The organism is Enterobacter cloacae complex sp. ECNIH7, assembly GCF_002208095.1.
Lineage (GTDB): Bacteria > Pseudomonadota > Gammaproteobacteria > Enterobacterales > Enterobacteriaceae > Enterobacter > Enterobacter cloacae_M.
On record NZ_CP017990.1, the window covers coordinates 2911150 to 2931748 of the forward strand.

Below are 20599 nucleotides of genomic sequence, written 5' to 3' on the forward strand. Positions count from 1 at the left end.
CTGTGTTATGAAAAAAATCCTTATTACGCTTCTGCTCCTGCTGGCCCCGGTTCAGGTGTTCGCTGCCCAGCCGCTGACGCCGGACCAGGAGCAGCGTGCGCAGAAGATGATCGCTGATTTCCTGTTTAACGATCCGAACTCCCCGCGCATCGGCGCGAAAAACCCAAAGCTCACCCTGGTGGTGTTTACCGACTACAACTGCCCGTACTGTAAAAAATTCGATCCGTACCTGGAGAAGATCGTCGAAAAGCATCCGGACGTCGCGGTGGTCTTTAAATTTTTACCTTTCCGCTCGGAAAGTTCGCTAACCGCGGCGCGCGATGCGTTAACGCTCTGGCGTCAGGATCCGGGGCAGTTTATGAAGCTTAACCACACTCTGATGGCGAAGAAGGGCTACCACGATGACGACAGCATTCAGGAGGCGCAGAAGCGGGCGGGCGTGAGCGTCACCGCGCCGGATGACGAGAGCCTGATGACGATCAAGCGCAGCCTGATCGTCGCGGAAAAAATGGGGATCCAAGGCACGCCCGCCACGCTCATCGGCGAGGGACTGCTGCCCGGCTGGGTGCCGTTTGAACAGTTCGACGAAATGGTCAGTGACGCACTGAAAAAGCGCTAACCTGAAGGGGGCTGAATGCCCCCGACAAACCGGAGAGGGAAATGAAAAAATTACTGTTACTTTCAGCGCTGGCGACGTCAGGGCTGGTGCAGGCCGCTGAAGCCATACCGGACGTGGTGAAGCACTTCGGCGAGCAGCAGAACATTAAAATCATCAAGAAGCTGGATGCGCCCGGCGGCGCGCCCGCCTGGCTGGGGCAGTATCAGGACATGGGCGTGACGCTCTTTTTAACCCCGGACGGCAAGCACGTCATTTCAGGCTATCTGTACGATGACAAAGGAAAAAACCTCAGCGAAGGCTATTTCCAGAAAGAGATCTACGCCCCGATGGGACGCGAAATGTGGAAGAACCTCAACGCGGCGCATCCCCTGAAGGAAGGGGCGGATAACGCCCCGCGTAAAGTCTTTGTTTTCGCCGATCCGTTCTGTCCGTACTGCAAGCAGTTCTGGGCCGAAGCGCAGCCGTGGGTGAAGGCGGGCAAGGTGCAGCTCAACACGCTGCTGGTGGCGTTTCTCAACCCCAACAGCGGGCGTAACGCCTCGGCGATTCTGAATGCGAAAGATCCGGTTTCGGCGTGGCGCGAATACGAGCTTTCCGGTGGGAAAAAATTACCGAAGCCAGAGGGCGAGGCTTCCCGTGAGACGGTTGAGATCCTGCAGAAGCACCAGACGCTGATGGACAGCCTGGGCGCTAACGCCACGCCGGCCATTTACTATCTGAGTGCGGAAAATGAGCTGCAGCAGGTGGTCGGTATGCCGGATGCGCAGCAGCTTGAGGCGATGTTCGGGCCGAAGCCGTAAAAAAAACAGGCAGAAACGGGATGTTTCTGCCTGGTCATCAATCAGCTACCCCAGCGTCCTCGGAGGTAGTTTACCGCCTGCTGGGTCTGCGGCTGGTTCAGGTAATCTTCCCGGAACAGGATGGTGCCGTTCACGTTGGGCAGCGAATCGTTGAGATCGAGCTGTTTTTTCAGCTCCGGCACGCCGCCCTGAACCGTCCAGTCCGGTTCGTTTCTCGACGGCTCGCCCACCTTGTAGAACGCAATGCCGATATACAGGCGAGTGTGGGTCGGCTTAACGACGTCGGCCCACCATTTGGTCAGCACGTCGTAGCGCGCGGCGTCCCGGGAGAAGGGCCAGTAAATCTGCGGAGCGATGTAGTCGAGCAGGCCCTGCTGAACCCACTGACGCGTATCGGCGTAGGATTCATCGTAGGCCGCGGCGCCGCGGGTGTCCGAGCCTGCCGGGTCAAAGGAGCGGTTACGCCACACGCCCGCCGGGCTGACGCCAAACTCAACCTCGGGCTTAGTCTGTTTAATCGCGCGGGAAACCTGCACGATCAGCTGCTGCGTGTTGTGTCTACGCCAGTCGGCCTTTGAGGCAAATCCCTGACCGTACTGCCGCCAGGTCTGTGCGTCATTCAGCGCGGACCCCGGCGATTCGGCGTAAAAGTAATCATCGAACTGCACGCCGTCTACCGCGTAATTCGCCACCACTTCGGTCACCACTTTGGTTATCCAGTCGCGCACTTCCGGAATGCCGGGGTCGAGAACAAAGCGGTCACCCGAGATGCGCACCCACTCAGGGTGCTGGACATAGACGCTGGACGGGGTCTGATAGGAAGTCCGGTTCAGGGCGGCGATGGTTGACGGTTTGGTGTTGGTCGACACGCGGTACGGGTTGAACCAGGCATGGACCTTCATGCCGCGCTTGTGCGCTTCATCCAGCATAAACTGCAGCGGATCGTATCCCGGATATTCGCCGATGTTGCCCGTCAGCATATCCGACCACGGCAAAATTTTTGATGACCAGAGGGCCGTGCTGTCCGGCTTCACCTGGAAAAACACCGTGTTAATACCGAGGTGCTTAAGATTGTCGAGCTTGCCGATCAGCGCCTGCTTCTGCATCGCGATGCGCTGTTCAGCGCTGCGGCCGTTCACCGAGGCTACTGGAGGCCAGTCGAGACGAGAGACGGTTGCCAGCCAGATCCCGCGCATCGGCTCGTTTGCCTGCTGCGTCGGTTTACTGACGTTGGGGAGAGGGGTAACCAGTGATTTGGGTGGTTTTGAGGAGCAGCTCACAAGTAAAAGCGCGCAGGCAGCCAGCGCACCAATCCGTTTTACGTGTCGCGTCATTTGCGTATTAGCTCTTGATAATCCGACTGTTGGCCCAGGGATTAAAGGCGGGCTCCGCCTGTTCTGTGCTTACCTCATCGTTGAGGGAGTCCAGATACAGGGCTTCCACTTCCGCGCGCGCCCACGGGGTGCGGCGCAGAAATTTCAGGCTCGATTTAACGCTGGGATCTTTTCTGAAACAGTTAATTTTGATTCGGTCGCCCAGTTCGCTCCAGCCATATTTTGCCACCAGGGCATTGACCATCATCTCCAGCGTTACGCCATGCAAAGGATCTTTGGAAATATGTGCAGTCATAGGTGTCCGGATGTCTCAATGTTAGTGGGGGCAGGGTTTCCGGTGAAAGGGTACAAGAAAGCAGGGGAAGCGGCAATGCAATCCAGATGGGATATGCATCCAGGGTGACTGTGAAGAAGTAAACCCACCTTATTTATGCGTTAAGCGTGTTGTGCATGTACGTATAATAGCGTCCGGAGCTAAACGTTCTAAGATTCTAACCTTTCACGAGAAAAATGATTATGAGCAACAACGGCAATAAATTTACGTATCTGAAGGTTTCGCCTCAGCTTGTCCAGATCAGGAACGTCAATATAGAAAAAATTAAGTTGTATAATTCACTCTGTCAGCATAAAGGTTATACAAAAAAGAAAAATAACCCGTCATACAGTGATGTCTGTATTGATTATGTCCCGCCAAAGAACATGTCGACACCTGTAGATACTCTTGTCGCCAAAACTCATCTGTATGCTATTCCTGGCGCGTTAGAATGTGGATATGCGCAATGTATAAACTGGACTGCAGAAAGTGTATTAAATGCGCAAATCCGAAGAGGTATTGGGCGATATACGATTGCGAGGTTGAAACTGGCCAGTGCTTGTATTGGTATTAGTAATAGTCGTTCGTTTAAAGTTAAGAATTTCTTTCAGTGTGTAGAAAGTTCAGAAAAATCTACTATTTCCTTTATCATTGGCGGATTTTTTTGTTATCAGTCTGCAACTTTCTGGTTAAGCTCCAGACATGAAAAAATAAAACATTTTATTCATGCAGGACTTGCGGAAAAAGCTTCACTGAGCTTTATGCGAAAAAAGGACATAAAGACCACCCCTGATTACTTCATCGAGACAACTCAGGGTGAGTGGCATACTTTTGAAAGCAAAGGAGGTGAAAGCTCCAGCAGATGGCAAAGGATAGAAGAGGGCATTGCACAGCTAGAAAGCGTGACTGCGGTTGGCTGGAAAGGTAAACAACCCATCCCTGTCAGTACCTTCGTCTGTACGCATGCGTCTATGGATACAGGAAAAGAAATTTCGGTGAACGTTGTGGATCCTGACCCAGTGCACCCCCGGTCAATTATACTAAATCATGCTGTATGTGTTCTTCTCACTAAAATAGCATTAATCAATCTTTTTGAAACCCTCGTAGAGGACAATCCTGCGGGGGTATTTAAAGTCGCTGGCATGGAAGAATGGATTTTTATCAGCACCCATCATTTTGATGGTGTTCAACTCGGTATTCCGGAAAAGTACTTTAACTTAAATAAAAGTTCAGTGAGGAGTGTTGGGGAGTACTTGGCTCTGAAAGAGATAATTGACAGTGCGCTAATGGAAAATAATGAGCTTCCCGCGGTTGAGAAAATTGAAAAGGAATTATCTTATTTGTTAAAGCGTTCTAACTCATCGCGCAAGATTATTTCGTTTTTAACACCTTTGCTGAAGAAGAAACTTCCTTATGAAGAAACCTTACATCTCTTCTCTGAGTATCTCGGGTTGCCGAAAATGGCTAATGATTTTTGTCAGGAAGATGAACGGTTAGAAAAAGCATTATCCGAATCAGTAAGAAAGCATCGATCTCCATGGGGCGGCCTGGTGCGTGAAGCGCCAGCACCCGGTCATGATGACCCTTGGGAGAAAAAACAAAGAAAGAATAAAATGAAGCCCTGACCTGAACAGCAGTAATGGGACAGAAAGGCCGCGCTGATGCGCGGCCTTAAGCTATCAAGCGGTTATTTTGTCTGGGTAAAAAGCTCCGGCGCCCACGGACGCGGATCCACTTCCATAAACGGCGCGCGCTCGAAGCGTTCCTTCAGCGCCCACGGCACCGTGCAGTCAAAGATAGTTTTGCAGGAAATGCCGTTTCCGCGAATCGAAGTGCTGTAATCCGGCGACTGGGACGGATCCAGCTGGTGGCCGCGGATCCCCGGAATATTGGTGATGCTGACATCGCCCTGCATGCGGGTGGTCATCGCCCACAGGATATCGTCGCTGTCGAAAATATCCACGTCTTCGTCGACAAGAATGATGTTCTTCAGCTCCGAATAGGTGGCTAAGGCAATCAGCGCCGCCTGGCCCTGACGTCCTTCGTCTGACGGCTGGCGCTTTTTCACCTGCAGGATCCCGAGGAATTTACCGCCACCTGCGGTATGCGCATAGACGTTTTGCAGGAAGCCCGGAATCGCCTCTTCAACGGCATTGCGGATGCTGGCTTCCGTCGGTAAACCGGCCAGGGTGGTATGCTCTTCTCCCGGTCCCACCAGCGTTTGCAGGATCGCGTGGTTTCGCATGGTCACCGCTTTCACTTTGATCACGGGCAGGGACGGGTTCGCCTCGCCGCAGTAGCCCGGGAACTCCGGCATCGCGTGGCCGGTATTGGTGTGCTGATCTTCTCTTACGCGCACGCCCGGAAGCAGTTCGCCCTCGATGATGATTTCCGCCCGCGCGATCGCTTTCTCTTTTACCGCCACGCCCTGCACCAGTTCGACCGGCTGCTGGCGCAGCGCCCCGGCGACGCCCAGCTCGTTGTAGCCAAACGGCGTGGTCGGCGCCTCAAAGCACGCGCCGATATAGATGGCGGGATCGAGACCCATATTGATCGTCACCGGCAGCGGTTTTCCGGCCTCTTCCGCCTTTTTGCGGAAGACTTCAATGTGGCGACCGGCGGCAAGGAACATGGAAAGCTCGTCGCGCTCCTGGACGCAGAGGCGGTGAATGGTGACATCCGTCAGCGAGCTGTCTTCCGGATCGCTTGCCAGCACCAGCCCCAGACAGAAGAACGGGCCGGCATCAATCGGCGTGTTTGTCGGTGCCGGAAGCAGCTTGCGCAGGTCGAAGTCAGGATCGTTTGCGTAGAAAACCTGTTCCTGGCAGGGCGCCTGCGAGGCTGGAACGACAACCGGCGCAACCGGCTTTTTCACCGCCTGGCCGACGTGTTTTGCCAGCTCAGAGGGCTCGCAGCCCAGAAGCAGCGCCGCGCGCTCGCGGCTGGCGTGCATGCCCACCAGGATGCGGGATCCCGGATAGCCCTTCACGCTGTTAAACATCATGGCCGGGCCCGTACGGGTGGGACGTTTTACCGTGCCGCCCGCGCCGATATGGCGGTAGACTCCCGCCAGCTCCGCGTTGGGATCGACCGGACGATCGGTTTCGATATATTGCCCTTCGTGGCGCTGCAGCAGGGCGATGGCGCTGCGGAGATCGTTGATCGGGTTTTTCATATTTTCCTCCCTCGGTTGAATACCTCCATTTTTATGGCAATGACCAATAGCATCAATTGCATCATTACTGCTAAATTGATAAGTAAATTCATATCAAAAAAGGAAGCGTTCCGTGCAGTTTCGTCAGATGCGCCATTTCATCGTGGTGGCCGAAGAGCTCCACATGCACCGGGCCGCTGAGCGTCTGAACATGGCGCAACCGGCCCTGAGCCAGCAGATAAAGGCGCTGGAAGAACGTTTAGGCGTCACGCTTTTCAGCCGGGCGAACCGCCGCTTAACCCTGACGCCCGCGGGTGAAGCGTTTCTGGTGAAAGCCAGGCTCGCCATTTCCCTCACCGAGCAGGCGGTTCTGGACGCCAGGCAAACGGCAAGGGGCGAGCAGGGGGTATTAAACCTGGGGTGCGTGTCGAGCGCGATGTTTGACGGCAGGTTGCCCGCCGCGCTGCGCCAGATGCATACGCGCTGGCCGGCCATTACCATGTCGCTGGTGACGGGAAACGTGCAGACCCTCTACGCGGCCGTGCTGAGCAACCAGCTCGATGTGGCTATTATCCGGGCGCCGCTGCCGTCGCTGCCTGACGATCTGCAAAGCCGCCCGTTCACGTCAGAGAAAACGGTGCTGGCGCTCTATCGTCATCATCCGCTGGCGGGATCTTCCGCGCTGACGCTTTCGTCGGTGAAGGACGAAAAATGGATCTCCCTGCGCGACCCGGAGGGAATGGGGCTGGAACAGTATTTTTATGACGCCTGCAGCGGGGCGGGCTTTCAGCCGGACGTGGTACAAAACGCGACCGACGTGCCCACGGTGATAAGCCTGGTCTCGGCGGGGTTTGGGCTGGCGCTGCTGCCCGCGTCGGCAAAGGCGGTGAGCGTAGAGAACGTGGTTTACGTGGACATCCTCGACCGGCTCCGGGAAAGCGAGCTGACGCTGGTTTGCCACCGGATTATTCGCTCAGAAGTGCTTAAAAAATTCCTGATTACCCTCGATCAGACCTGACGCCCGGCGGCCTGCAGCAGCTGCTCGCGCAGCCAGGCATTCGCCGGATCCTGGCTGTTTTTCGGGTGCCAGTACATGTAGATGGTAATCGGCTGGAGCGGCAGCGGCGGCGCAAAGAGATCCAGCGTGCTGGCAAACTGTTTCAGCATCCGTTCCGGCAGGGTGCACACCAGGTCGGTACCGGCGACAAGCGCAGGCGCCACGGCGTAGCTCTGCGTGGACATCGCGACGTGCCGCTGGTAGCCCAGCCCGGCCAGGGTTTGATCGACAAAGCCGGTAAATGGATCTCCCGCCGATGACACCACCAGATGAGAAAGCGCGCAGTAGCTTTCCAGGTCTAACGCTCCGGTCCCGCGCGGATGGCCTTTGCGCTGGGCGGTGGCAAACGTATCGTCGAGCAGTTTGCGCCTCACCCAGCCGTCATGGGCGCCCGCGCTTACGCCGATGTAGATATCCACATCTCCGTTTTCCAGCTGCTGCGCCAGTTCGGACATCTGTGGCAGGGCGAAGCGCATACGGATACCGGGAGCTTCGGTACCCACCTGGTTAAGCAGCCCGGTGCCCAGCATTAGCGCCGGGTTTTCGTGCAGGGCGATAACAAAGGTCCGGGTACTGGTCTGGGCATCAAACGTGGTGGGGGCAAACAGCGCGCTGATGCCGCGCAGCACGCTCTCCACCTGAGGCTTAAGCGCTTCCGCTCGCGGCGTGGGCAGCATCCCACGTCCATGTGGGGAAGGAATAAACAGCGGTTCGCCAAACAGCGTTCGCAGACGCGCGAGACGAGCGGACAGCGCGGGCTGGCTGATGCCCAGCCGCGCGGCCGCATGGGTGATATTCCTGTCCTGAAGCAGGGCGTCCAGGGTCAGGATCAGGTCGATGTCCATGTCAAAGCTGGGCGTCATCTTATTTCGCGCTGCCGGCGTCCCGGTTGGTATAGGTCACAGGGACCCAGGCATAGCCGCCGTTTTCGCCTTTGGTGACATACCCGATACCCGGGAAAGGCAGATGGGGCGCGGCGACCAGGTCTTTATTTTTCACAAAGTCGGCAAACGCATGTTCGCGCACGCTTGCGGCTTTGTTCTGATCTTCATCGTAGGTAATGGTCACGTCAGGCTGCGGGAACTGTACCGCCGCGGCATGAATGATGTAGCCTACAAAGGTGATCTTCTCGCCTTTGCTCGTCAGCGTGTAGAAGGCTGAGCCGGGCGTATGGCCGGGATGAACCGTGCCGGTCAGCCCCGGGAGAATCTCCGATGTGCCGCTAAAAGGCACCACTTTACCGGCGTCAAGATAGGGTTTTAAGGTCTTCTGCGCGACGTCAAAGTAGTTCCTGCCGTAGCCGGTTTTTTTCTGATTCTCGTCGTTAAAGAAAAAGTCGACGTCCGGTTTACCAACGAAAACGCGCGCGTTGCTGAACACCACCTTGCCGTCTTTCACCAGGCCGCCCGCGTGATCGGAGTGGGCGTGGGTCAGCAGGACTTCAGTAATGTCCTCGGGTTTAACCCCCTGGGTGGCGAGGCTCTCAATCAGACGTCCGCCGTTGCCGGGGCCAAAGAGCTGGCCTGAGCCCGTATCTACCAGAATTTTATGCCCGGGCATCGCAATCAGGAACGCGTTAATGGACACTTCAGGCGGGTTGGTCTGGAAATTTTTCGCGAGCAGCGCATCGATTTTTTGCGGCGTTGTCCGGCGCAGCAGCTTGTGCAGATCCTGCGCGACGGTCCCGTCCGTAAACGAGGTGACCAGAACGTCGCCGACCTGAACGCTGTATCCGCCCGCGGGTTGTTTAACGACGTGCTGGGGCGTCTCTGCCGCCGCCTGCAGCGCAGGGTAGAAAAGCAATGAACTGGAAATCAGCGTAGAAAGAGCAAGTTTTTTCACGGTAAGCATACGAGTCTCCTTTGAAAGCGCTCATCTTACTTCTTCGTAAAATTATAAGAACCTGCCCAGAAATGATAGGACCTATAAACGCAGTGGATAGCACAGCGCAGAAGCCGGGTGGCGATGCTGCCTTTCCCGGCTCGTAACACGTTATTTTTTCAGAGGTGCGTTCCAGCTGTCCGGCGTGGCTTTGGACCAGGAGCCATAAGCGGCATTTGGCAGCACAATCCAGTCGTTACCGAAGTGTTCCGCGCTGGCCTCAACCAGCTCACGCTGCTGCTCGCTCGGCTTTTTATTTTTAAACTGCACGGCGAAATCCGGCAGGCTGTCGCCGAACAGCATGACGATCTGCTGCTTTTTGAGGATGCTCTGGCGACGCTCTTCCTTGCTGACCGTGTCCAGAAGCACGCTTTCATCGGACACCTGCGGAAGTCCCAGAGCTTCTAACGTCCTGAGCGTATCGGCTTTATTTTCCTGCATGCGGTCCGAGACGTAGTAGATCCGGACCTTGCTTTGATTCACATGGTCAAGAAACGCCTTCACGCCCGGAATTAAGCCGGGTTTTCCCTGTTTTTCCCAGTCGCTCCAGGTGTCCCATTTTGTATAGTCGTGGCACTGCTCCACGTCGCGCACCAATAGAGGGGTGTTATCCAGCACAGTTTCATCGAGATCCATCACCACAGCGTAGTTTTCGGGCGTTTTCAGATCCTTTAACTTTTCGTTGAAACGCTCGGTGGCAAACCGATAGGTTTGCAGCTGAAGGGCCATAATCTCTGCCGATTTCTGCTGGTAGCGCAGCGCCATTTCGTACGCTTTCGGTTCACACAGGTCGTGCCCGGCAGCCGTCGCCGCTGCCGTTGCCGTTGCACTCAAAACAGGTAATGCCAGCAGTAATGCCTTAGCCATTGAATTCACACTTCTTTCCTCAACACCGTGGTTAAAATCCCGAAAGCGTAATGAAATTCAATGACAGAAATATGAAGGCCGCGCCGTTAGACCAGCATGTAATACCAGAACAGGGCGATCTCGTCCTTTTCCGGTAAGGCGTTGTAGAGATAACGATCGTATCCGCCCAGGGTAAACCCGTAGTTGCGGTAAAACAGACAGGCAGAAACGTTCACATTTTGTGTTTCAAGCCGTAATCCCGGCGCGTTTACGCTGCGGGCCCACACGTGCGCGGCGGCCATTAATTTTTGCGCGGCGCCGGTTCTGCGTTTCGTGCGCTCTACAGCAATGTAATCCACCGAGATAAACTTATTCCAGCCGATCGACGCGGTAATAAATCCCGCAATTTCCCCGTCTTCCGTTTCGGCAATAAGAAATATGGCGTCCGGATTAACGCAGTGGTTTTCAAGGGTTTGGATATCGAGCTCGTAGGTTTTAATCCAGGGCACGGCGACGGCTTCGATATGCAAATCGCAGTGGATAAAGGGCTCTCGCGCAATGTGGCTAATGGTGAAAGAAAAGTCACAGCATTCAAGGCGCGTGAGGTCGGTACTGAGTCCTTTTCGAATCTGCATAGTATTCCCGGTAGTGAGTTATTTAATAAAGAATAGACGAAGCGGTTAAATCCGCTGGGCTCACGCACTTTTAATCCTGAACTAAGCTTGTACTTCGTTCCGCGTAAAATGTGGGTCATTCGAGGACAATGAATGGAATTCAGGACATTTCAAAAGCAGTGGGGTGCTGAGTTTATTTCCGATGACGTTGTGCGTTTTCGCGTCTGGGCAGAAGGACAGAAAGAACTTACGCTACGTCTGGCCGCCGCCGACGTGCCGATGACGGCAGCTGGCGACGGCTGGTTTCAGGCAGACATATCCGGCGTCACGCACGGTGCAGAATATCAATTTATTCTGCAGGACGGCATGACGGTGCCCGATCCCGCCTCGCGCGCGCAAAAGGGCGACGTTAACGGCCCCTCCATCGTTATCGATCCCCAACGCTATCAGCCGGTCAACCGGGACTGGGCAGGGCGGCCGTGGGAAGACACGGTTATCTACGAGCTGCACATCGGCACGTTTACCCCGGAGGGCACCTTCCGGGCCGCAATCGACAAGCTGCCGTATCTGGCAGAGCTCGGTATTACCCAGCTTGAAGTGATGCCCGTCTCTCAGTTTGGCGGTACCCGCGGCTGGGGGTATGACGGCGTGCTGCTGTACGCCCCGCACTCAGCCTACGGTACGCCGGAGGATTTCCACGCGTTTATCGACGCCGCGCACGGGCTGGGGCTTTCCGTGGTGCTGGATATCGTGCTTAACCACTTCGGCCCCGAGGGGAACTATCTGCCTCTGCTGTCGCCCGCGTTCTTTGATGCAGATCGGATGACGCCGTGGGGCAACGGCATCGCTTACGAACGCGAGCCGGTGAGGCAGTACATCACCGATGCGCCGCTATACTGGCTGACGGAGTATCGTCTGGACGGCCTGCGCTTTGACGCCATCGACCAGATTAAAGACAGCGCTGAGACGCACATTCTGGAGGAGATTGCCGCTAAAATCCGCGAGGCGATCCCGCACCGCCACGTTCACCTGACCACGGAAGACAGCCGCAACGTGATTTTCCTGCATCCGCGCGATGAACAGGGCAACACGCCGCTGTTCACCGCCGAGTGGAATGATGACTTCCACAACGCTGCCCACGTGTTTGCTACCGGCGAGACCCACGCGTATTACCAGGATTTTGCCTTTGAGCCGGAGAAAAAGTTCGCCCGGGCGCTGGCGGAAGGCTTTGTCTACCAGGGCGAGATTTCGCTGCAAACCGGCGAATCCCGCGGAGTGGAGTGTCAGACGCAGCCGCCGCAGTTCTTCGTCGATTTTATTCAGAACCACGATCAGACCGGGAATCGCGCCCAGGGCGAGCGGCTGATCGCCCTGGCCGGTGCCGACAAGACGCGGGTGCTGCTTGCCGCGCTGCTGCTTTCTCCCCATATCCCGCTGCTGTTTATGGGCGAGGAGTTTGGGGAAACGCATCCGTTCCTGTTCTTCACCGATTTTCACGGCGATCTGGCAAAGGCGGTGCGGGAAGGGCGCGCGAAAGAGTTTACGGGCCATGCCGGGCACGATGAAACCGTCCCGGACCCGAACGACCTGAACACGTTTATCCGTTCAAAACTCGACTGGAATAAGATTGCCACCGACGAGGGTAAAACGTGGCTGCGCTTCACGCGCCACCTGCTGACGCTGCGCCATCGCCATATCGTTCCGCTTCTGCGTCATGGCGGCGCCGTTGAGGGCAAGGTAATCAAGACCGCGCCCGGCATGGTGGCAGTGAGCTGGCATTTCCCGTCGGGAACGCTCTCTCTGGCGCTGAATATCGGTAATAAGCCCGCCGCGCTGCCCGATCTCGCGGGTGAGACGCGCTTTGCCTGGCCTGAAGCCACTGACGTGTTACCCCCGAACGGTATTGTCGTTCGCTTTGCTGATGGAGAAGCATCGTTATGATCCCTTCCGCCACGTACCGCATCCAGTTTCGTAACGGCATGACCTTCGACCGCGCTGCGGCGCTGGTGCCTTACCTGAAAGATCTCGGCATCAGCCACCTCTACGCGTCGCCCGTGTTTACCGCCACCGCGGGTTCCACCCACGGCTATGACGTGACCAACCCGAATGAAATCGACCCGGCGATCGGCGGACGAGACGGTTTCGACCGCATGGCCGCGGCGCTTAAGCAGGCCGGCATGGGGCTGATTCTGGATATTGTCCCGAACCATATGTCCACCTCGCTGGAAAACGCCTGGTGGCGGGACGTAATTGAATACGGCCAGCAGAGCCGCTATTTCCGCTATTTCGATATCGACCGGTCGCGACCGCTGACGCTGCCGTTTCTCGGCGACACCTTTGAGGCCGAGCTGGAGAAGGGGGCGATCGCCCTAAAACGTGACCCTGTCACGAACAAGGCCGCGCTGGTTTACTATGACGCCGAGTATCCGCTCAACCCCGGCACGTACAGCGAGGAGAAAAGTATTGCTGAGCTACATGAAGCGCAAAGCTGGCGGCTGATGTCCTGGCGGGAAGCGCCGAAGCAGCTGTCGTGGCGGCGCTTCTTCGAGATCACCGGGCTGGTCGGCGTTCGGGTTGAAGATGACGCGGTATTCGACGATACGCACCGGCTGATCCTGGAGCTGGTTCACGCCGGCGTGGTGGACGGTCTGCGCATTGACCACGTCGACGGCCTGGCCGATCCGCTGGGCTATCTGCAGCGCCTGCGGCAGAAAACCGGGCCCGACTGCTATATCACGGTTGAAAAAATTCTCGCGAAGGGAGAACAGCTCCCCGCCGACTGGCCGGTATCCGGCACCACCGGCTACGAGTTTATCGCCTCGCTGGCGGAAGTGCTGGTCGACGATGATAACCTGTCGCGCCTGGAGACCATCCACGACGAAACGCTGGGGATAACGGTCGATCGCCACGCGGAACTGCGCGATGCCAAGGGTCTGATGACCGATCGCAATTTTGAGGGTGAGTTCACCACGCTGCTTAACCTTGCTGACGATCTGGCCCGCCGCAATGAGGTTGCGCTGCCGCGCGAGGAGATCCGCCACGCGCTGCGCGAGCTGCTTATCGCCTTTCCGGTCTACCGCACCTACGGCACCCGGGAGGGATTAACCCCGCCTGACGTGGTGCTGCTTAACCGCGTGGTCGCCAACGTGGAGACGTCTGAAGCGGCGCTGAGCCTGCTTGTGCGCATTCTTACCGGCGACCTGCCGGAAGATTGTCGCGAGTCCGCCGCGCTTTTCAGAACCCGCTTCCAGCAGCTTACCGGGCCGCTGATGGCGAAGTCCGTTGAAGATACGCTGTTCTTCCGCCACAACCTCGAGCTGGCGCTCAATGAAGTGGGCGCCGACCCGACGCCGCGCGCGTTTTCATTATCCCGCTTCCACCAGGAGATGCGCATTCGTCTGGCCCGACAGCCCGACGCGCTGCTGGGCACCTCCACGCACGATACCAAACGCGGAGAAGACGCCCGGGCGCGACTCTACACCCTGACGGAAGCGCCGGAACGCTGGGGTGAGAACCTGGCCCGCTGGCGACAGATGAACCAGACCCAGGTACGTTTTCTCAATGACGGCACCGCGCCGAACGCCGCCGATACCTGGATGATCTATCAGGCGCTGGCGGGCGTCTGGCCCGCCACGCTGTCTCCGGACGACGCTGAAGGGCTTGCATCACTGGAAGCGCGTTTTAACGGCTTCCTCGAGAAAGCGCTGCGCGAGGCAAAACAGCGCACCGACTGGATCGACAGCAACGAGAGCTATGAGAGCGTGGTGCTGAGCTACGCGCGGCACCTGCTTTCGCCGGACAACGCGCTGTTCCTGCAGGATTTTAGCGAGGCGATGCAGCCCTTTATTCGGGCCGGGCTGATGAACAGCCTCAGCCAGACGGTGATCAAGCTAACGGCTCCCGGCGTGCCGGATATCTATCAGGGCAGCGAGGCGCTTAACTTTAGCCTCGTCGACCCGGATAACCGACGGGAGCCGGATTTCAACGCGCTGGTGCACAACCTCAGCGCGGCGGATGCCTCGGTGTTTGACAACCCGGCCTGCTGGCGAGACGGGCGCGTTAAGCAGTTCGTTACCGCCACGCTGCTGCGGCTTCGACCACACTACGACGCGCTATTCCGCTACGGCGACTGGCTGCCGCTTAAGGTCTCCGGCGAGCGCGAGGAGAATCTGATTGTCTATGCGCGCGTTAAGGACGAGGAGGCGCTGATTGTCGCCGTGCCGCGTCTGGTTTTTGATGTCACCGATAACCATCAGCTGTGGGTCAATACCGCGGTAGCGATACCCGACGAACTGGTCGGGAAGCGCTATCGGGACCTGTTCAGCGGTGAAAGCCGCATTCTGCAAGAGACGCTGGATTTAACGTCAGAAAAGGGATGTGTACTGGTTCTGCTTACCTGCGAATAATCGTGGAGAACGAAAATGGCAAAGGATATAACGTTTGAAATTCGGGCCGGTCATGGTCAGCAGTTGGGAGCGAATTATGACGGAAAAGGGGTTAACTTCGCGCTGTTCTCTGCTCACGCCGAGCGTGTAGAGCTCTGTCTTTTTGACCCGTCCGGAAAAACGGAAATCGCCCGGCTGGAGCTGCCGGAATATACCCATGAGGTTTGGCACGGCTATGTACCTGACCTGAAACCGGGGGCGCTGTACGGCTATCGCGTCTATGGGCCCTACGATCCGGAAAACGGTCACCGCTTTAACCCGCACAAGCTGCTTATCGACCCCTACGCCCGAGAACTGGTGGGCGATATCGACTGGAACGACGCCCATTTCGGCTATGAGCTGGGGCATGACGAGTTAGATTTGAGCTTTGATACGCGCGACAGCGCGCCGTTCACGCCGAAGTGCAAGGTCATCGACCCGAACGCTTTCGACTGGCAGGACAACAGCCGGCCAAACGTGCCCTGGCCGCATACCGTCGTCTATGAGAGTCACGTGAAGGGCTTTACCCAGATGAACCCGGCCATCCCGCCCGAGCTGCGCGGGACGTTTGAGGGGATGGGACACAAAGCCTCGGTCGACTACGTCAAGAGTCTTGGCATCACCTCGGTGGAGCTGCTGCCGGTTCACTGGTTCCCCGACGACCAGCACCTGCTCGACCGCGGCCTGAAGAACTTCTGGGGCTATAACACGCTCGGCTTTTTTGCCCCGGCGTCGCGCTATTACGGCCCGGCGGGGATCCAGGGCTTTCGCGACATGGTACGCGCGTATCATGACGCGGGCATTGAGGTCATTCTGGACGTGGTGTACAACCACACGGCGGAAGGGAACGAGCTTGGCCCCACGCTCTCGTTTAAGGGGATTGATAACTACAGCTATTACCGCACCCTGCCGGACCAGCATCGGTACTACATCAACGACACCGGGACGGGAAATACGGTCAATACCTCGCACCCGCGCGTGCTGCAGATGGTGATGGATTCGCTGCGCTACTGGGCGGAATCGATGCATATTGACGGTTTTCGTTTCGACCTGGGGACGATACTGGGCCGCGAGCCGGAAGGGTTTGACCCGCGCGGCGGTTTCTTCGACGCCATATCGCAGGATCCGGTGTTATCGAGACTCAAGCTGATTGGTGAACCCTGGGATATCGGTCCCGGCGGGTATCAGGTCGGCGGTTTCCCGCCGGGCTGGGGTGAATGGAACGACAAATACCGCGATACCGTACGCGAGTACTGGAAGGGCGATAACGTCTCCACCGACTTTGCCGCACGCCTGCTGGGCTCCGGGGATCTGTACGATCTGCGCGGGCGTCGTCCGTGGGCCAGCGTTAACTTCATCACCGCTCACGACGGCTTTACGCTGAATGACCTGGTGTCGTACAACGAGAAGCACAACGCCGACAACGGTGAGGACAATAACGACGGGCATAATGACAATCGCTCGTACAACTATGGCGAAGAAGGGCCGACGGAGAACCCGGATATTATTGCTACCCGCGAACGACAGAAGCGTAATTTCCTGACCACGCTGCTGTTTTCCCACGGCACGCCGATGCTGCTGGCGGGGGACGAGTTTGGCCGCACGCAGAAGGGCAACAACAACGGCTACTGTCAGGACAGCGAAATTTCGTGGATCGACTGGAACGGAATAACCGAAAACGACGCCGCGCTGCGCGAGTTTACCCGGCGGTTGATTGCCCTGCGCGCTCAGCAGCCGCTGCTGCGCCGTGAGAGCTGGCGCGACGGGCTGGAGATCCGCTGGTTCAATGCCGGAGGCGGTCCGCAGCAGGCCGAGCAGTGGGACGAAGGCTCGACGCTTGGGGTCTCCATCAGCAGGCCGGATCTGCGGCAGGAGGACGGTATCTGGCACGACGTGCTGATGCTGTTCAACCCGTTTGAAGGCACCGTGCCTTTCCAGATCCCGCAGTTTGGCGAAGTGGGATGGGTGCTGGAGTTGTCTACGGCAGATGGCGCTGCCGCCGGGACAGCGTTCACCGAAACCGTAGAGTACGAACTGGCCGGACGCAGTATTACGCTGTTCAGACGTCCTTAGCCCTAGAGTGATGCCGCCGCGCGGGCGGCGGTGTCATACAGGGAGGAGATCGTGCGTAACAGCTGCGCGGTTTCGCCAATCGACTTCCCGGCTATGCCGCTCTCCGCGTGGATCGCAATCAGACACGCCTCCCGCACGTCCCGGTACTTCATGCACAGCGCTTTTCCTTCCTCGGTAGTCGAGAAAAAGAGCTCTTTGCCCGCTTTCTCGCTCGTCACGTACCCCGCTTTGACCAGCTTTTTCAGGGCATAGGTCACCACGTGGGTATCTTCCACGTTGAGGACGAAGCAGATATCGGCCAGCTTTTTCTTGCGGTCGCGGTGGTTCACATGATGCAGCAGCGAGACGTCAAATGCGCCCATATCGGGTTCGCCGGCTGCTGTCATGCAGCGCACCATCCATTTATTGAACGCGTTGCTGGTCATGATCAGCGCGTACTCCAGCTCTGACAGCTCCGCGCAGCGCTCGGACACCAGATGGCGGGAAGAGACGATCCGGCCATCGTTGATATCGTCGCGATCGGGTGAAGCACTCTTTTTCGAGGTCATAACGTTCCTTAGCCAGAAATGTAAACTCATCGATAAAATAAGAACATTTTATTGATAATTTGTTTACATGTTTTTGAGGTTCAGATATAGCTTTTTAGCGCAGGTTTTGCGAAGCCTGCCAACAAAACACAACATCGCTCGCCGCAAATTAAAAAAATAGCCGTCGGCGCGCAACGCTCACTTTCGATAGGGTAAACGTTATGGACGGTACTACGCTGCTGCCGCTGATCGGGATACCGATCGTGGTTATTGGTTTTGCACTGCGCTTCAACCCGCTGCTGGTGGTCGTGGTGTCGGGGCTGGCAACGGGTCTGCTGGTCGGTATGGATTTCGGGATGCTGCTGGAGACCTTTGGCGAAAAGTTCGTGAATAGCCGATCGCTGGCGACCTTCATTCTGATCCTGCCCGTGATTGGTCTGCTGGAATATTACGGTCTCAAGGAGCGCGCCCAGGCCTGGGTGGCGAAGATCGCCAGCGCCACCTCGGCGCGTATTCTGATGCTCTATTTTGTCGCCCGTGAAGGCACCGCCGCGCTGGGGCTGATGTCGCTGGGCGGTCATGCCCAGACGGTGCGCCCGCTGCTGGCGCCGATGGCCGAAGGGGCGGCGCTGAACGAATACGGCGAGCTGCCGCAGCACATCCGTGACAAAATCAAAGCCCATGCCGCCGCGTGCGACAACATTGCGGTCTTCTTTGGGGAAGATATCTTTATTGCCTTTGGCGCGGTGCTGCTGATCGACGCGTTCCTGAAAGAAAACGGTATTGCGGGCATCGAACCGCTGCATATCGGCCTGTGGGCCATCCCAACCGCCATCGCGGCATTGGTTATTCATATGACGCGCCTGCTGCGCCTGGATGCCAGCATCCGTCGCGACGTCATGGCCTGGCGTGCAGAGCAGAGCTCGCAGGAGGCCGCGCAATGATGACGCTTATCACCATTAACCGCGTGTACTACCTGATCGGCTTTGTCGTGATGCTGCTGGTTGTGATGACCCTTCGCGATCGCGCCAATCCGAAGCGTTTTACCACGGCGCTGTTCTGGTTTTTATTCGGCGGGATCTTCCTGTTCGGTGACCTGATGGTGCAGGAGCTGGGCAAATCGCTGGCGTACCGAATAATCGGCGGGGGCGTTATCGCTATCGCGCTGCTGGCGGGTTTTGGTCTTGTCGGGAAAGGGCACTATAAAATGTCCACCGAAGACGAACGTCTCGCGTCGTCAAACCGCCTTAAAAACTGGCTATTCCTGCCCGCACTGATGATCCCGGTGGTGACGGTTATCGGGACGCTGTTCCTGAAGGGCGTGTCGATTGGCGGCGTGTTCCTGCTCGATCAGAAACAGCTCACCCTTGCGGCGCTGTGCGTGGCCTGCGTCGCGGCGATCCTCACCGGCTGGTGGCTGACCAAAGGCACGCCGCTGCACGCCATTCGCCAGTCTCGTCGTCTTGTCGATACCATCGGCTGGGCGGTGATCCTGCCGCAAATGCTCGCCATGCTCGGCGGCGTGTTCGTGGCGGCCAACACCGGTGATTCGGTGCAGAAGGTGGTGAGCCTGTTCGTTAACCCGGATAACCGCTTTATGCTGGTGGTGATTTACTGCGTGGGGATGGCGCTGTTTACCATGATCATGGGAAATGCGTTTGCGGCCTTCCCGGTGCTGAGCGCGGGGATCGCCTTGCCGTTCCTGATTAACGTGCATCACGGCAACCCGGCGCCGCTGCTGGCGATTGGCATGTACGCGGGCTACTGCGGCACGCTGATGACGCCGATGGCCGCTAACTTCAACATCGTTCCCGCCGCGCTGCTGGAGCTGAAAGACAAATATCAGGTGATCAAGATCCAGATCCCGACCGCGTTAACCCTGCTGGTGGTGAACGTGTTCCTCATGTATTTCCTCGTGTTTCGCTAAGGAGCTGTTATGGAATTAACGCAACATCAGGCCGACGCGTTTGCCCGCATGCCTTTAACCTATTTGCGACAGGAATATCCGAACCACATCATGCACCTGCTGAATGATGATGGCGACGTACTGCCGCCGCGCGAGCTGCACCCGGTTTTCTATGGCTGTTTCGACTGGCACTCGGCGGTACACGGCTACTGGCTGCTGCTGCGCTGCCTGCGCCTCTACCCGGCGCTGCCGTGCCGGGACGCGATCGTCGCGCTTGTCGACGAGCATCTGACCGAAGAGAACGTGGCGAAGGAGCTGGCCTATTTTACCGCGCCGTTCCGCGCCTCGTTTGAGCGTCCGTATGGCTACGGCTGGCTGCTGGCGCTGGCCCAGGAGCTAAAGCAGTCGTCGCTGCCGCAGGCCGCGGTCTGGTATCAAACGCTGGAGCCTTTGACCCAGGATATTCGCGACAGGCTGGTGGATTATCTCGGCAAGCTCACCTACCCGATCCGCGTCGGGACGCACTACAACACGGCGTTTGCCCTGGCGCTGGCGCTCGATTACGCGCGAGCCGTGGAAGACAGCGGGCTCGAACAGGCGATTGTGACGGCGGCGGAGCGGTTTTATCTCGCCGACACGCGTTATCCGGCCCACTACGAGCCCGGCGGAGATGAGTATATTTCCGGGGCGCTGACGGAGGCGCTGCTGATGAGCAAGGTATCTGAAGACTTCCCGGCCTGGTTTGACGCGTTTCTGCCGGAGGTGGGCGCCGTTACGGCACTGATGAATCCGGCGGAAGTGAGCGACCGTACCGACCCGAAAATTGCCCATCTGGACGGATTAAACCTCAGCCGCGCCTGGTGCATGAAGCATATTGCCAGAGCGCTTCCCGCCAACCATCCGGCGCAGCAGGCGCTGCGCGAGGCGGTAGCGAAACACCTGACGGCTAGCGTAGAGCATGTGGTCGGCAGCCACTACAGCGGCGGGCACTGGCTGGCGAGCTTTGCGCTGCTGGCGCTGGAGTAAAAAAACGCGCCGTCTTTCTTTCCGG

18 protein-coding genes are annotated in these 20599 nt (G+C 57.5%); 10 read left to right on the top strand and 8 right to left on the bottom strand.

Annotation, left to right across the window (positions count from 1 at the left end; all coding sequences use genetic code 11):
• Positions 1-7 precede the first annotated feature (7 nt).
• Both WM95_RS14310 and dsbG read left to right on the top strand, forming a co-directional pair.
• On the top strand, positions 8-619 hold the full coding sequence (locus WM95_RS14310) for a DsbA family protein (RefSeq protein ID WP_063409684.1): 612 nt from the start codon (positions 8-10) through the stop codon (positions 617-619).
• A 41-nt stretch (positions 620-660) separates the two neighbouring features.
• Entirely contained in the window at positions 661-1419 is a 759-nt protein-coding gene (dsbG, locus tag WM95_RS14315; protein ID WP_063409683.1) for a thiol:disulfide interchange protein DsbG, read from the top strand.
• Between the two features lie 41 nt (positions 1420-1460).
• On the opposite strand, the gene WM95_RS14320 is transcribed toward dsbG, so the two are convergent.
• Both WM95_RS14320 and WM95_RS14325 read right to left on the bottom strand, forming a co-directional pair.
• Positions 1461-2753, bottom strand: a complete 1293-nt coding sequence (locus WM95_RS14320) for a glycoside hydrolase family 10 protein (RefSeq protein WP_063409682.1) — start codon at positions 2751-2753, stop codon at positions 1461-1463.
• 7 nt (positions 2754-2760) lie between these two features.
• Positions 2761-3048, bottom strand: coding sequence for a VF530 family DNA-binding protein (locus tag WM95_RS14325; RefSeq protein ID WP_045399853.1), 288 nt, complete (start codon positions 3046-3048; stop codon positions 2761-2763).
• A gap of 221 nt (positions 3049-3269) precedes the next feature.
• Between WM95_RS14325 and WM95_RS14330 the strand changes: the two genes are divergently transcribed.
• The gene (locus WM95_RS14330; RefSeq protein ID WP_103791520.1) at positions 3270-4691 is read left to right on the top strand and encodes a hypothetical protein; all 1422 of its coding nucleotides are present in this window, start codon (positions 3270-3272) and stop codon (positions 4689-4691) included.
• 62 nt (positions 4692-4753) lie between these two features.
• Here the strand turns inward: WM95_RS14330 and WM95_RS14335 are convergent, their stop codons facing one another.
• On the bottom strand, positions 4754-6241 hold the full coding sequence (locus WM95_RS14335) for a UbiD family decarboxylase (RefSeq protein WP_063409680.1): 1488 nt from the start codon (positions 6239-6241) through the stop codon (positions 4754-4756).
• A gap of 112 nt (positions 6242-6353) precedes the next feature.
• On the opposite strand from WM95_RS14335, the gene WM95_RS14340 reads away from it, so the two are divergent.
• Positions 6354-7238 (top strand): LysR substrate-binding domain-containing protein, encoded by an 885-nt coding sequence (locus tag WM95_RS14340; protein WP_063409679.1) that lies wholly within the window; start codon positions 6354-6356, stop codon positions 7236-7238.
• Here WM95_RS14340 and WM95_RS14345 read toward each other — a convergent pair.
• From WM95_RS14345 to WM95_RS14360, 4 genes are all read right to left on the bottom strand, one after another.
• Positions 7229-8140 carry a LysR family transcriptional regulator gene (locus WM95_RS14345; RefSeq protein WP_088544816.1) on the bottom strand — a complete coding sequence of 304 codons (912 nt, stop codon included), beginning with the start codon at positions 8138-8140 and terminating at the stop codon, positions 7229-7231. The two genes, WM95_RS14340 and WM95_RS14345, sit on opposite strands and share 10 nt — an antisense overlap.
• Position 8141: 1 nt before the next feature.
• Positions 8142-9128, bottom strand: coding sequence for an MBL fold metallo-hydrolase (locus WM95_RS14350; protein ID WP_063409677.1), 987 nt, complete (start codon positions 9126-9128; stop codon positions 8142-8144).
• A 141-nt stretch (positions 9129-9269) separates the two neighbouring features.
• Positions 9270-10025 carry a 5'-nucleotidase, lipoprotein e(P4) family gene (locus tag WM95_RS14355; protein WP_233101353.1) on the bottom strand — a complete coding sequence of 252 codons (756 nt, stop codon included), beginning with the start codon at positions 10023-10025 and terminating at the stop codon, positions 9270-9272.
• Positions 10026-10111: 86 nt separating this feature from the next.
• Positions 10112-10639, bottom strand: a complete 528-nt coding sequence (locus WM95_RS14360; RefSeq protein WP_047741887.1) for a GNAT family N-acetyltransferase — start codon at positions 10637-10639, stop codon at positions 10112-10114.
• Positions 10640-10771: 132 nt separating this feature from the next.
• On the opposite strand from WM95_RS14360, the gene treZ reads away from it, so the two are divergent.
• The 3 genes from treZ to glgX are packed head-to-tail and all read left to right on the top strand — an operon-like array spanning position 10772 to position 17115.
• Positions 10772-12559, top strand: coding sequence for a malto-oligosyltrehalose trehalohydrolase (treZ, locus tag WM95_RS14365; RefSeq protein ID WP_063409675.1), 1788 nt, complete (start codon positions 10772-10774; stop codon positions 12557-12559).
• Complete coding sequence (gene treY / locus WM95_RS14370; RefSeq protein ID WP_063409674.1) at positions 12556-15024, top strand: malto-oligosyltrehalose synthase; 2469 nt, start codon at positions 12556-12558, stop codon at positions 15022-15024. Before treZ ends, treY begins: the two co-directional genes overlap by 4 nt.
• A 15-nt stretch (positions 15025-15039) precedes the next feature.
• The gene (gene glgX, locus WM95_RS14375; RefSeq protein WP_063409673.1) at positions 15040-17115 is read left to right on the top strand and encodes a glycogen debranching protein GlgX; all 2076 of its coding nucleotides are present in this window, start codon (positions 15040-15042) and stop codon (positions 17113-17115) included.
• A gap of 2 nt (positions 17116-17117) precedes the next feature.
• On the opposite strand, the gene WM95_RS14380 is transcribed toward glgX, so the two are convergent.
• Entirely contained in the window at positions 17118-17663 is a 546-nt protein-coding gene (locus WM95_RS14380; RefSeq protein WP_023311843.1) for a winged helix DNA-binding protein, read from the bottom strand.
• Positions 17664-17863: 200 nt separating this feature from the next.
• Between WM95_RS14380 and WM95_RS14385 the strand changes: the two genes are divergently transcribed.
• Genes WM95_RS14385 through WM95_RS14395 form a run of 3 tightly spaced genes read left to right on the top strand, consistent with a single transcriptional unit; the run spans position 17864 to position 20574 of the window.
• Complete coding sequence (locus WM95_RS14385; protein WP_063409672.1) at positions 17864-18586, top strand: DUF969 domain-containing protein; 723 nt, start codon at positions 17864-17866, stop codon at positions 18584-18586.
• Positions 18583-19569: a DUF979 domain-containing protein gene (locus WM95_RS14390; protein WP_047653330.1), complete on the top strand. Its 987-nt coding sequence runs from the start codon at positions 18583-18585 to the stop codon at positions 19567-19569. Before WM95_RS14385 ends, WM95_RS14390 begins: the two co-directional genes overlap by 4 nt.
• 9 nt (positions 19570-19578) lie before the next feature.
• The gene (locus WM95_RS14395; RefSeq protein ID WP_063409671.1) at positions 19579-20574 is read left to right on the top strand and encodes a DUF2891 domain-containing protein; all 996 of its coding nucleotides are present in this window, start codon (positions 19579-19581) and stop codon (positions 20572-20574) included.
• The last annotated feature ends 25 nt before the right edge of the window (positions 20575-20599 follow it).